General features: G+C 73.2%; 10 protein-coding genes. 4 read left to right on the top strand and 6 right to left on the bottom strand.

Annotation, left to right across the window (positions count from 1 at the left end):
• Nucleotides 1–3 precede the first annotated feature (3 nt).
• Nucleotides 4–864: an alpha/beta hydrolase gene (locus NYF13_RS21155; RefSeq protein ID WP_315659060.1), complete on the top strand. Its 861-nt coding sequence runs from the start codon at nucleotides 4–6 to the stop codon at nucleotides 862–864.
• 78 nt (nucleotides 865–942) lie between these two features.
• Here the strand turns inward: NYF13_RS21155 and NYF13_RS21150 are convergent, their stop codons facing one another.
• From NYF13_RS21150 to NYF13_RS21135, 4 genes are all read right to left on the bottom strand, one after another.
• Nucleotides 943–2,409 (bottom strand): SulP family inorganic anion transporter, encoded by a 1,467-nt coding sequence (locus NYF13_RS21150; protein WP_315659059.1) that lies wholly within the window; start codon nucleotides 2,407–2,409, stop codon nucleotides 943–945.
• Between the two features lie 176 nt (nucleotides 2,410–2,585).
• A complete protein-coding gene (locus tag NYF13_RS21145; protein WP_315659058.1) occupies nucleotides 2,586–3,353 on the bottom strand; it encodes a DUF427 domain-containing protein in 768 nt (255 codons plus the stop codon).
• A gap of 60 nt (nucleotides 3,354–3,413) precedes the next feature.
• Entirely contained in the window at nucleotides 3,414–3,920 is a 507-nt protein-coding gene (msrA, locus tag NYF13_RS21140) for a peptide-methionine (S)-S-oxide reductase MsrA (protein WP_315659057.1), read from the bottom strand.
• A gap of 159 nt (nucleotides 3,921–4,079) precedes the next feature.
• Nucleotides 4,080–5,030, bottom strand: a complete 951-nt coding sequence (locus NYF13_RS21135; RefSeq protein WP_315659056.1) for a LysR family transcriptional regulator — start codon at nucleotides 5,028–5,030, stop codon at nucleotides 4,080–4,082.
• Nucleotides 5,031–5,136: 106 nt separating this feature from the next.
• Here NYF13_RS21135 and NYF13_RS21130 point away from each other — a divergent pair, with 106 nt between their 5' ends.
• The 3 genes from NYF13_RS21130 to NYF13_RS21120 all read left to right on the top strand — a co-directional run bounded on the left by NYF13_RS21130 (nucleotide 5,137) and on the right by NYF13_RS21120 (nucleotide 9,341).
• On the top strand, nucleotides 5,137–6,372 hold the full coding sequence (locus NYF13_RS21130) for an MFS transporter (protein WP_315659054.1): 1,236 nt from the start codon (nucleotides 5,137–5,139) through the stop codon (nucleotides 6,370–6,372).
• A 229-nt stretch (nucleotides 6,373–6,601) separates the two neighbouring features.
• Nucleotides 6,602–7,975 (top strand): PLP-dependent aminotransferase family protein, encoded by a 1,374-nt coding sequence (locus tag NYF13_RS21125; RefSeq protein WP_315659052.1) that lies wholly within the window; start codon nucleotides 6,602–6,604, stop codon nucleotides 7,973–7,975.
• A gap of 364 nt (nucleotides 7,976–8,339) precedes the next feature.
• On the top strand, nucleotides 8,340–9,341 hold the full coding sequence (locus NYF13_RS21120; RefSeq protein WP_315659051.1) for an NAD-dependent epimerase/dehydratase family protein: 1,002 nt from the start codon (nucleotides 8,340–8,342) through the stop codon (nucleotides 9,339–9,341).
• 342 nt (nucleotides 9,342–9,683) lie between these two features.
• Here NYF13_RS21120 and NYF13_RS21115 read toward each other — a convergent pair whose 3' ends face one another.
• Both NYF13_RS21115 and NYF13_RS21110 read right to left on the bottom strand, forming a co-directional pair.
• Nucleotides 9,684–10,052, bottom strand: coding sequence for a hypothetical protein (locus tag NYF13_RS21115; RefSeq protein WP_315659050.1), 369 nt, complete (start codon nucleotides 10,050–10,052; stop codon nucleotides 9,684–9,686).
• Nucleotides 10,053–10,279: 227 nt separating this feature from the next.
• Nucleotides 10,280–12,121: a hypothetical protein gene (locus NYF13_RS21110; RefSeq protein WP_315659049.1), complete on the bottom strand. Its 1,842-nt coding sequence runs from the start codon at nucleotides 12,119–12,121 to the stop codon at nucleotides 10,280–10,282.
• Nucleotides 12,122–12,145 lie beyond the last annotated feature (24 nt).

Below are 12,145 nucleotides of genomic sequence, written 5' to 3'. Positions count from 1 at the left end.
CGGATGCGCCGTGAACCGGAAACCCGGTCCGTCCCGGTCCAGGGCGGTGCCCTCGCCGTCGAGGTGACGGAGTCCGAATCCGCGCCGGTGCTGGCGGTCCACGGTGTGACGAGCAACTGCCGGCTGTGGAACTGGCTGCGGGCCGCGGAGCCCGGTCTGTCGCTGGTGATGCCGGACCTGCGCGGCCGAGCGGGCAGCTTCGCCGTGCGCGGGCGCTCCTCGCTGCGGCAGCACGCCGAAGACCTGGTGCGGGTGCTCGACGCGCTGGGCTTGGACACGGTGGACGTCTGCGGGATGTCGATGGGCGGCTTCGTGGCGGTGGAGCTGGCGACGGGCCGGCCGGACCGGGTGCGGAGCGTGGTGCTGGTCGACGGCGGACTGCCGATGGCCCCGCCGCCGGGGTTGACGCCGGACCGGCTGCCGGGCGCCTTCGCCCCGCAGCTCAGCCGGCTGGCGCGGCCGTTCGACGGGGTCGAGGACTACCTCGCCCACTTCACGCGCGACAGCCCGTTGCTGGACGCGGCCGATCCGCTGCTGCGCGACACCCTGGCGCACGACCTCGGCGCGGACGGTCGCGTGCGGCTCAGCCCCGAGGTGGTCCTCGCGGACGCCGAGGACGTCTTCTTCGGCGAGTCCGGCTGGCTGCGGCTGACCGTTCCGGTGGAGCTGGTGTGCGCCGAGTGGAGCGTCGGGCCGGGCACCGCGCCGGCCTACCCGGACGAGGCGCTGGCCCGGTTCCGCGCGCGGCTGCCGACCCTGCGCGAACCCCGCCGGGTCCCGGGCGCGGACCACGCGGCGACGATCATGACCCACGCGGGGGCCGCGGTGGTCGCCGACGCCGTGCACGCCGTCCTGTCCGGCTGAGGACGTCCGACGACGGCCGTAGCGCCCGCGATGCGGCCTTCTCCGCGTCGCCCCCGAGGGGGCAGCATGCGGGCTCGCTCAGGAACTGCCCGCCAGCTCCCCGCTGAGCCGGCCGTGCATCTTCGCGCTCGGCTGGTTCAGCCCGGTGATCTCGACGGCCTTCCCCCGCGCCGCGTACTTCGCCGTCACCGCGTCCAGCGCGGCCACGGTCGAAGCGTCCCAGATGTGCGCCGCGGACAGGTCGATCACCACCCGGGCCGGGTCGCCCGCGTAGTCGAAGCGGGTCACCAGATCGTTGCTGGAGGCGAAGAAGAGCTGGCCGCTCACCGCGTACACCACCCGGCCTCGGTCCGGGCCGGCCACGACGGTGACCTCGGCGTTGCGGGCGACGCGGCGGGCGAAGACCACCATCGCGACCACGCTGCCGGTCACCACGCCGATCGCGAGGTTGCCGGTCGCGACCACCACGGCGACGGTCAGCACCATCACGCCGACCTCGCCGGGCGGCAGGCGCCGGAGGGTGGCGGGGGCGATCGAGTGCCAGTCGAAGGTGCCGAAGGCGACCAGCACCATCACCGCGACCAGGGCGGCCATCGGGATCTTCGACACCAGCGGGCCGAAGACCAGGCAGAGCACCAGGAGGAACGCCCCGGCCAGGAAGGTCGACAGGCGCGTGCGCCCGCCCGCGGTGCGCACGTTGATCATGGTCTGGCCGATCATCGCGCAGCCGCCCATGCCGCCGAAGAACCCGGTGACGACGTTGGCGAGGCCCTGGCCGATCGATTCGCGGGTCTTGTTCGACCGGGTGTCGGTGAGCTCGTCCACCAGCTTCGCCGTCATCAGCGATTCCATCAGCCCCACCAGGGCGAAGGCCAGCGCGTAGGGCGCGATGGTGGTCAGCGTGCCCAGGGTGAACGGCACGTCCGGCAGCCCCGGCACCGGCAGCGAGGACGGCAGCGCGCCCCGGTCGCCGACCGTGGGCACGGCGATGCCGGCGCCGAGGGTGAGCGCGGTCAGCACCACGATCGACACCAGCGGCGCCGGGACCACCTTGGTCAGCCGCGGGAAGCCGACCATGATCAGCAGCCCGCCGGCCAGCAGCGGGTAGACCGGCCACGGCACGCCGACCAGGTTCGGCAGCTGCGCCAGGAAGATCAAGATGGCCAGCGCGTTCACGAACGCGACGGTGACGCTGCGCGGCACGAAGCGCATCAGCCTCGCCACCCCCAGCGCGCCCAGCACGATCTGCAGCAGCCCGCCGAGGATCACCGTCGCGACCAGGAAACCGAGCCCGTGCTCCCGCGAAAGCGGCGCGACCACCAGCGCGATGGCGCCGGTCGCCGCGGAGATCATCGCCGGGCGGCCGCCGACCACCGAGATCACCACGGCCATGGTGAACGAGGCGAACAGCCCGACGCTCGGGTCCACCCCGGCGATGACCGAGAACGAGATGGCCTCGGGGATGAGCGCGAGCGCGACCACCAGGCCCGCGAGCACTTCGGTGCGCGCGACCTTCGGTGACAGCCACGCGGGGCGTCGTGACACGGATTCGGGCAAGGACCAGCCAACCTGTTCGGGACGCGCGGCGGCGCGCGGGGGATTCGGGGACACCGCCGCCTCAGGGGAGTGGGGTGGGCGTGCGGGCGCGGCCAGGTTAGCCGGGCGCCCCGGCCCGGTCGCGGCCGAGCGGCCCGGGGGAGGCCCAGATCACAAGCCCCGGATCACCCGAAGAAGTGCGTCGCAGGCCGCGGAACCTCTTCCCCGTCCACGAAGATGTCGAGCACCTCGTTGTAGAACGAGACCAGTCCGGCGATCGGGGCCGTCGCGGCGGCCGGGAAGTCGTAGGTCCAGGCCAGGTCCGCGTGCACCGTGTCGCCGGTGCGCACCGACCAGTAGCCCGTGGTGCGGCCCTTGTACGGGCAGGCCGTCACCGTGGCGCTCGGCACGAGGTGGGTGAAATCCACTTCGGTGCGGCTGAAGTAGTAGCGCGTCGGCAGGCCGGTTTCGAACAGCAGGACCGGCGAAGAGGACTCCGCGAGCGTCACGCCCTCCAGCGCGACACGGACGTGGCGCGTCGAGCGCAGCGCGTCCACTCGCGTGTACGGGTTGCGCGGGTGCACGAAGATCTCTTCGTCCTCTTCGAACCAAGCGTCGAGTGCGGACCATTCGAAGCGCACGTGACTGGCCAGACCGGAGACGGCGTCTTCGCCGTACAGGCGGGCCGCGGCGGGCTTCGTGATGTCGCCGCTACGCAGGGCGTGCCGCCGGGCCGTGCCGTGCTGGAGCCGTTGTGGATGGCCCTCGTCGACCAGCAGGCCGGGGATGACGTCCGCGAGCGGGATGGCGAACTGCGGGTAGTTCGGCCATTCCCAGACGTAGAGCGCGTTCGTGGTGTCGAGCACCACCCGGCCGCCGAGCCGGGCGCGCACGCGGCGGGGCACCGGCTCCACGTGGCCGGTCTCGGTGATCATCGCCGGGTAACCGGGCACGGCTCGCTCCTCGGGACGGACGGCGGCGCGCGGACACCGGGTCCGCGCGCCGCCGGGTGATCAGGCCGTGGCCCGCTTGGGCAGCTTCCAGCCCGGGCGGGGGAAGTGGCAGGTGTAGCCGTTCGGGTACTTCTGCAGGTAGTCCTGGTGCTCGGGCTCGGCCTCCCAGAAGTCACCGGCCGGGCTCACCTCGGTCACGACCCGGCCGGGCCACAGGCCGGAGGCCTCGACGTCGGCGATCGTGTCCGCCGCGACCCGCTTCTGCTCGTCGTCGGTGTAGTAGATCGCCGAGCGGTAGCTGGCGCCGAGGTCGTTGCCCTGGCGGTCCTTCGTGGTCGGGTCGTGGACCTGGAAGAAGAACTCCAGGAGGGCGCGGAAGTCGGTCACCGCCGGGTCGTAGCCGACCTCGATCGCCTCGGCGTGGTCGCCGTGGTTGCGGTAGGTGGCGTGGGGCACGTGGCCGCCGCTGTAGCCGACCCGGGTCGAGACGACACCGGGCTGGTGGCGGAACAGCTCTTCCATACCCCAGAAACAGCCGCCCGCGAGAATGGCCTTGTTCGTCGTCATGGGTATCTCCTTACCCGCTTTCGGCGGTGGTGAACAGCGCCCAGGCCGAAGTCCTTCTCCTGCGCTCGGTGCCGGGGCACAGCGGTCCGTTCACGGCCTCTCGGCGCGAACCGGGGAACCAGGCGGAACGCGCCTGGACGGTCAGTGGACAACGACAATCTACGGCCGTGCGCTATTCCTTCGCCGCTGCGCGCGCGGAGGTGTCCGGGTTTCGTAAGGTCCGGGCCCCAGCCCGCCTTCGTCGAGCAGGTCGAGCAGGGTGCGCAGGGCCCGGCTGGGCGGCCGTCCGGCGTGGGAGACGGCGGTGAGCGGCCAGGCGAAGCCCGCCTCGGTGAGCGGCACCACACTGGTGCCGGGCACGGCCAGCGGGACGACGTCGGGGACCACCGCGATCCCCAGGCCGGCGGCGACGAAGCCGGGCACCGCGCGCAGGTCGGCCACCTCGACCGTGACGCGGCGCGGCGAGCCGATCGTGGCGAACGCCCGGTCGACGGCGATCCGGTTGCCGAACCCGCGCGGGGTGTCGACGAAGCGCTCGCCCGCGAGGTCGGCCAGCCCCACCCCGGCCCGGCCGGCCAGCTCGTGGTCCTCGGGCACCAATGCGTGGTAGGGCACGTCGAGCAGCGACCGCGTGGCCAGCCCGGCCAGCTCGGCCTCGGGCAGGCCCAGCAGCGCCAGGTCGAGCCGGCCGTGGCGGACGTCCTCGGCCAGCCCGGTGGACCCGGTCATGGACACCGTGACGTGCAGGTCGACCAGCGGGTGCCGGCGGTGGAAGGCGCCCAGCAGCGCGGGCAGGTCGAGCGCGCCGATGCTGCTCATGGTGCCGATCCGCAGGCTGCCGCGCAGTCCGGCCGAGGTCTCCTGCACCACCGCGCGGGCCCGGTCGACGGCCTCCAGCGCGGCCTTGGCCTCCGGCAGGAACGCCAGCCCCGGAGCCGAAAGCGCGACCCGGCGCGTCGACCGGTCGAACAGGGCCGAGCCCAGTTCGGTCTCGAGCGCGCGGATGGTCGCGGACACGGTCGACTGCACGGTGAACAGCCGCTGGGCGGCGCGAGTGAAGCTGAGCTCCTCGGCGACCGCAACAAAATGCTCGAGCTGACGGGTTTCCACCGGTCGATTATCTCCGATCCCGATAGCTCTGACCATCATTTTTCGTTGGACCAGATGAGTCGGCCCGGGCACGCTGGAGGGCACCAGCTCCTCCCGGAAGGTCGTCATGCTCGCCATCACTGCCCGCACCCCGTCCTCGCCGCCGGTCGGGCGCGTCAGCCACGGCTGGGGGTTCCGCGTGATCGCCCTCGCCTTCACCGTGTCCCTCTCCTTCTCGACCTTGCCCACGCCGCTGTACTCGCTGTACCAGCAGCGAGACGGCTTCCCGACCTTCGTCATCACGGTCGTCTTCGCCGCGTACGCGGTGGGCGTGATGGTGAGCCTGTACCTCGCCGGGCACGTCAGCGACTGGCTCGGCCGCCGCCGCGTGATCCTCGCCGCGACCCTCACCCAGGCGCTGTCGGCGGTGATCTTCCTGGTCTGGCCGGAGGTGCCGGGCCTGGTCCTGGCCCGGCTGGTCTGCGGGGCCGGTATCGGCGCGCTGACCGCCACCGCCACCGCGCACCTTTCGGAGCTGCGCGCGGTCGCGAAGCCGCAGGAGGACCCGGGCCGGGCGGCGCTGGTCTCCACCGTGGTCAACATGGGCGGGCTCGCGCTCGGCCCGCTGGCCGGCGGCCTGTTCGCCCAGTTCGTCGCGGGCCCGCTGACCACGCCGTACCTGGTGTTCCTGGTCCTGCTGCTGCTCAGCGCCCTCGCGGTGAGCCTGGTGCCGGAGACGGTGGAGCGGCGCGAGGAGCGCCCGGCCTACCGGCCGCAGCGGGTCGCGCTGCCGGCCGGGGCCCGGCCCGCGTTCGTCGGCGCCGCCCTCGGCGTGTTCGCCGCGTTCGCCATCACCGGGCTGTTCAGTGCGCTCGCCCCGACGCTGCTGGCCCAGGGCCTGCACCAGCCGGGGCGGCTCCTGGCCGGGGTCGCGGCGTTCGTCATGGTCGGCTCGGCGGCGCTCGCGCAGTTGCTCTTCGCGCCGATCGCCACCCGCGCACAGCTGAAGATCGGCTACACGCTGATGGTGGCCGGGCTGGTCGTGCTGCCGATCTCCGTCCTGGTGCCCACGCTCTGGCTGTTCTTCGCCGGCAGCGTGCTGGCCGGAGCCGGGCTGGGACTGGGGTTCCGCGCCTCGGTCGGCACCGTGGCCGCGCTGGCCGACCCGCGCGCCCGCGGCGAGGTGCTGGCCGCGCTGTTCCTGGCCGCCTACGCCGGGCTCGTGGTGCCGGTGCTGGCCATCGGGCTCGCGCTGGTGTGGGTGCCGAGCCCGGTGGCGCTGCTGGGGTTCTCGGTGGCGGAGCTGGTTCTGCTGGGCTTCTCCGCCCGCCGGGCGTTCGGCGGGGCAGCCGCCCGGCCGTGAGCCGGACGGTGCACCCGTCCCCGTCCGAGCCCGCCGGTGACCATTCCGGCCCACCCCGGAAGAAAAGATTTCCGGTACCGGGAAATGTCCGGACAAAGCGCGCCGAACATTTCCCGGGAATTGTCCGAACCGACCAGGATGTGAAACCGGTTGGCGCACCTCGGTTTCCGGCTTAACTTCCCGGTGCGGCGGAGCTCGACCGCCGGACCGCGACGAGGGGAGCCGGGGCGTGGCGACGGGTGAGATCACGGCGATGGCGCCGGTGGGGCTCGGCTGGCTCACCGCGCGGATCGGTGAACGGACCGGGCGCGGTATCGCCGGCGCGGTTTCCGGGCTGATCCGCGACGGCGAGGTACTGCCCGGTGCCCGGCTGCCGACCGTCCGGGCGCTGGCCGCGGAGCTTTCGGTCAGCCCGACGACGATCGCCGAGGCCTGGGCCCAGCTGCGCGCGGCCGGGCTGATCGGCACCGGCCGCCGCCGCGGCACGACCGTGCTGGCGCCCCCGCCCGGGCCGGCGGCGGCGCGCTCGTTCGAAGGCTGGCGCACGATCGACCTCGAGCACGGAAGGCCCGACCCGGCGCTGCTGCCGCCGCTGGAAGAGGCCGTCGCCGCCGGGGTGCGCATGGAGCGGTCGAACAGCTCCGCCAAGGACTTCATCACCCCGAGGCTGCGCGCCGCGGTCGACCCGGCCTGGCCGTTCCCGGCCGAGGACTGGACGGTCGCGGCGGGCGGGCACGAAGGCGTCACGCTGGCCTGCCAGGCCCTCGCCCGCCCGGGCGACGTGATCGCGGTGGAGGAGCCGACCGCGCCCTGGCTGCTGGAGGTGCTGCGCCGGTCCCGGATCCACGTCGTGCCGGTGCGGTGCGACGAGCACGGCCCGCAGCCGGAATCGCTCACGGACGCGCTGACGCACCGGCCCGCCGCGTTCGTCTACCAGCCGCGGGCGCACGTGCCGCTGGGCCATTCCGTGCCGGCCGAACGGATCGCCGCGCTCGCCGCGGTGCTGGACTCGGCCCGGTCCGCTCCGGTGGTGATCGAGCACGACGACCTCGGGCCGCTGGCGTCGGGACCCGCGCTGAGCCTCGGCACGCACCGGCCCGACCGGGTGCTGCTGGTGCGCTCGTACTGCACGGCGTTCGGGCCGGAGCTGCGCAGTTGCGTGCTGGCGGGCGCGGCGCCGGTGGTGGCGCGGGTCCGCGAGCTGCGCGCGTCCGGCCCGATCTGGTCGAGCCGCATCCTGCAGGACGCCCAGGCGTTCCTGCTCACCGACGCGGCCACCGGCGTGCTGCTGCGCCGCGCGCGCGGGCGGTACGCCGAACGCCGGGCCGCACTCGCCGACGCGTTGGCCGGCCACGGGATCCGGGCGCGCACGGACGACGGGCTGGCCCTGTGGGTCCCGGTGCCGGACGAGACCCGGACCCTGGTCACCCTGGCCGCGAACGGCGTCTCGGCCGGGCCGGGCCGGCGCTGTCACGCGCGCCCGACGTCCGCGTCGCACATCCGGGTCGCGATCGGCCAGCTGCCGGACGACCCCGGACTGGTGACCGACCTCGCCACGATGATCGCCACCGCCGCCGGCCGGCGGCCGCAGCGGTCGGCCTGATCCCCTTCGCCGCACGGGAGGAAGCTGCGGATGAGCGGGCCCGCACGCGCGTTCCGCCGAACGGAGGGGCCAGGTGCAGCGCTACCCCGTGGACGTCACGCCCTTCCTCGCGGTGCCAGCCCGGCCCGGCGCCACCGCGCGGCTGGCCAGTCCGGGCGCGGTGGGGTCACCGGGCGGGCGGTAGCCACCTTCGCCCGAGCGTCCCCGGCCCTTCCCCAGGCCGAGCCGACGCCACTATCCACAGTGGACCACAGGTGCGGATCCTGTCCCGTTCGCACCATTCGGCGCGGTCCGGTGCGCCGGGTTTGTTCGCCCTCGGCGAGAGTGGTGGTGCCCGTGCCCCGGCGGCGTCAGGGTGGGGGACATGAGACTTCTGGTGCTGGGTGGAACGGTTTTCCTCGGCCGGGCGGTCGCCGCAGAGGCACTGCGGCGCGGCCACGAGGTGGTGTGCGCGGCGCGCGGGGAGTCCGGCGCGGTGCCGGACGGCGCGAAGCTGGTGCGCGTGGACCGTGATGCCGAAGCTGGGCTCGCGCCGCTCGAAGGTGAGCAGTTCGACGCGGTGGTGGACGTGGCGCGGCTCTCCCACCCGTGGGTGACGCGGGCGCTGGAAGCGCTCGGGGCCCGGGCCCGGCACTGGACGTTCGTCTCCACGGTGAGCGCCTACGCCGACCACGCCACCCCCGGGCAGACCCCGGCCACCGGCCGCGTGCGCGAGCCGCTGGAAGAGCACGCCACCGACGAGCAGCTGCGCGCCGAGGGCGGCCCCGAGCTGTACGGGGCGATCAAGGTGGCGTCGGAGAACGCGGTGCGCGCGGCGGTGGGGGACCGCGCGTTCGTGGTGCGCCCCGGCCTGATCACCGGCCCCGGCGACGGCAGCGACCGGTTCGGCTACTGGCCGGCCCGCCTCGCCCGCGGCGGCCGGGTGCTGGTGCCGGCGGCCGACCGGCCCGTGCAGCACCTCGACGTGCGCGATCTGGCCGGGTGGATCACCACCGCCGCGGAGACGGGCCTGACCGGCACCTTCGACGGGGTCGGCCCGGTCCAGGGGCTGCCCACCCTGCTCCGCGAGATCGCCGCGGCCTCCGGTGGCCGGGCCGAACTGGTGCCCGCCCCCGACGACCGGCTCACCGCGGCCGGGGTCACCCCGTGGAGCGGCCCGCGCTCGCTGCCCCTGTGGCTGCCGGAAGACCTCCAGGGCATGACCGCGCACGATCCGGCGCCGTCCCTCGCCGCGGGGCTGCGGATCCGGCCGCTGGCCGAGACCGTGGCCGCCGCCCTGGAGACGGAGCAGGAGCTCGGTGCCGACCGCGAGCGGCGCGCGGGTCTGTCGCCGGCGGATGAGGCGGAGGTACTGGCGGGACTGTGAACGGGACTGTCTTCAATGGACGGTCACTCCCGGCGGCCCAGCGGGGTCGGCGGCCCGGCGGCCCGGCGGCCCGGTGGGGTCGGCGGGGTCGGCGGGGCTGTCGGAGCGGGCGAGGCACCACCCGGCTGCCCGAATCCACTATGGACGCTTCAGCAGTCGGCGAGCCACTGTGGACACTTCGGCAGGAGGCAAGCACAGTGGACTTTTCAGCGCACGGCGAGCGCGGTAGACGTTTCAGCGGGCGCGAGCACCGTGAACGCTTCAGCAGACGCGAGCGCTGTGGAAGCTTCAGCGGACGCGAGCACCGTGAACGCTTCAGCGGACGCGGGCACTGTGGACGCTTCAGCAGGTGGCGAGCCACTTCGCCCGCCCACCGCGCCCCGGCACCCAGCAGCCACCGGACCGGGCGGCGGGACCGGCCGTTTCCTCGGGCAGGGCGAGCAGCGCGGGGAGCACCTCGGCGGCGGGACCGTCCAGGCGCCACCGCCAGGTCCGCGGCGCGAGCACCTGCTCCTCGGTCTCGGGCAGGCGCATCGCCACGACGTCGTCTTCGGCGTTGAGGCGGATCACGTCCACCCCGCAGCCGTGCGCGCGCACGCCGACCACCGCGAGTATCTCCCCGTGCTCGTCGGACGGGTGCACGAACTGGTAGCCCCGGGCGATCAGCGCCCGCAGCCCGGCTTCGACGTCGAACGGAGCTTGGCTGGTCATGGCCCCCGCCTCCCGGTCCGAGGTGGGCCGTCATGGCTACGACGTTCGGTTCCGGCCTCGATGGCCCGGACGCTAGCACGCTCGCCCATTCGAGTGAGGCACCCGCCGGAGGATCCGAGCCCAGCGGAGATCTTTCCGACGAAAGTCGCACCGGTTCCCCCCAAAGTGCACCGCACTCAGGGGTGACACCGCCCCTCGGAGTGGCACAGCCACGAAGATCAGCCGGGTCAGGCGCAGCCGATCACGGTCAGGTCGTTCCACAGCGCGGTCACCGTCCTTCGAGTGCTGTGCAGAAGCGTGTCCAGCAAGGCCAGCTTGAAGGTGTCGCCCGTGGTGGCGCCGGCCGCCGCGTCGGCCCTGGCCCGGTCGTAGCGGGCTTGCAGGAGGTGAGGCTGGACCACGACCACCTCGGTCGGCCCGGTGGCGGGCCGGGACCGCAGCCGGTCGGTGAAATCCGCGACGTCCACCCGCTCACCGTCGTGCCAGGCGGCGTGTCCGGCCGCGCGCGGCCTCGAAAGGTGGTCCAGCAGCACTTCCTGGTGCAGGGCGCGGATGTTTTTCTCGGCTTGGCTGACGACGACCTCGAACGGGGTGACGGCGATCCGCCGGGCCGATGTCGGGTGGTCGGCGGCCTTGACGTGGATGGCGGTGAGCGTGTCGCCTTCGAAGTGCAGGAAGTCGGCTACCTCCCCGGCGCCGTCGTCGCAGAGGAGCCAGCCGGAGGAGAACCGGTCGACCACCCAGGCGAACAGCGATCGGTCCCCTCGCCGTCCGATCGCCTGGTGGATCGTCTCGCCCTGGGCGGTGGCCGGCTTCTCCTCCGTGATGTCGTAACCGGTGAAGTCCTCGAACCGGTAGTGGGGGAACGGGGTGGCCGACAACCGGTGCCGGTAGATCCGGCCGCCGGAGAACGTGTGACCGGACAGGTAGTAGATGGTGAGCAGGTCGCCTTCCCCGATCGCCTCCCGGATCTGCCGGGCCGGGCCCTCGGCCGGGGGCGCCCCGGAATAACGCACCTTGAGGCCGAAGCCGTCCCCTTCTTCGGACGGATCGGCCACGAGGGTGCCCGCGATCGCTTCTTCGAATCCCACGTCCACGAACGCCCGGGCCGAGCCGGCCTCGCCCCGGACCTCGATCACGGCCGAGCGCAGGAGTTCGGCGCGCTCCACCAGGTCTTCGTCCGCGCCCGGCTCCCCCCGCACCTGGTCGGGGTCCGGTACGCGCAGGTCGAACGCACCCCGCACCCGGCTCAGATCGGTTTCCACGACCGAATACCGGGGGAACGGGGTCTCCGGGGCTTCCTCCGCCACCAGCGACTTCTCCAACCGGTCCAGCACCTCGTACGTCGCGCCCAGGAACATGGGGAAGTGCGAGGTCTGCTTCCAGGAGAGCCGCGACTTGACCGGGGAGACGGTCAGCATCTCCCGGAGCAGGGAGGTCTCGTCGTCCGGCAGGTATCGGACCTTCGCCGCGCTCAGGGCGTAGGTGCTGTCCTCGAGGTCGTCGCCGGCGTCCTGCAGCCGAAGGCCGGCCAGGGTCATGCTGTCCGCCTTGGTCGTCCGGGGCCGGTGAACCCCGCGGACCCAGAGCATCCGGCCGTCTCCGTGGAACGTGCCGACGAGGATCTCCGAGGGCAGGAACCGGAAGCCCGCCCCGCCGGTCCGCACCCATCTGGTGAGCTTCTCGTTGCTCGTGATCCCGGTGTGCACGGCCACCAGCCGGTTTCGCCGCAGGGTCAGGGTGAGCTGGTTGAGCACGTCGGCGACCGCCGATTCCTTGGCCGCCCACCCCGGCGGCCGGATCACCTCCCGCGAGATCCCGTAGACCTCGTCGAAGCCCAGATCCGTCAGAGCGGCCTGTTCTTCACCGGCGGCCGTTTCACCGGTTACCCGAACCGCGTCGGAGTGGCCTTTTTCCTGAGCCGATCGCTTCAGGAAATCGCACAACGAGCGGAAGGCTGCAGCGGGATCGTCTTCCGGGCACTCCAGGATGGTGATCGACAGGTAGGGGTTCAGTTCGTTCAAGCGCAAGGGCCGCAGCGGTTCGGCGGCCGGTGAGGGCGAGGTCATGCTGGGAAAGCTAGCCGCGCGAAG

Source organism: Amycolatopsis sp. PS_44_ISF1 (assembly GCF_032335455.1).
Classification (GTDB): Bacteria; Actinomycetota; Actinomycetes; order Mycobacteriales; family Pseudonocardiaceae; genus Amycolatopsis.
Note: the sequence above shows the minus strand (reverse complement) of the source record. Positions and strands in the feature narration are given on the sequence as shown.

Coding starts and splice junctions, on each gene's coding strand:
- NYF13_RS21120 (WP_315659051.1), top strand. CDS start 8,340: ATGAGACTTCTGGTGCTGGGTGGAACGGTTTTCCTCGGCCGGGCGGTC.
- NYF13_RS21110 (WP_315659049.1), bottom strand. CDS start 12,121: ATGACCTCGCCCTCACCGGCCGCCGAACCGCTGCGGCCCTTGCGCTTG.
- msrA (WP_315659057.1), bottom strand. CDS start 3,920: ATGACGACGAACAAGGCCATTCTCGCGGGCGGCTGTTTCTGGGGTATG.
- NYF13_RS21115 (WP_315659050.1), bottom strand. CDS start 10,052: ATGACCAGCCAAGCTCCGTTCGACGTCGAAGCCGGGCTGCGGGCGCTG.
- NYF13_RS21130 (WP_315659054.1), top strand. CDS start 5,137: ATGCTCGCCATCACTGCCCGCACCCCGTCCTCGCCGCCGGTCGGGCGC.
- NYF13_RS21155 (WP_315659060.1), top strand. CDS start 4: ATGCGCCGTGAACCGGAAACCCGGTCCGTCCCGGTCCAGGGCGGTGCC.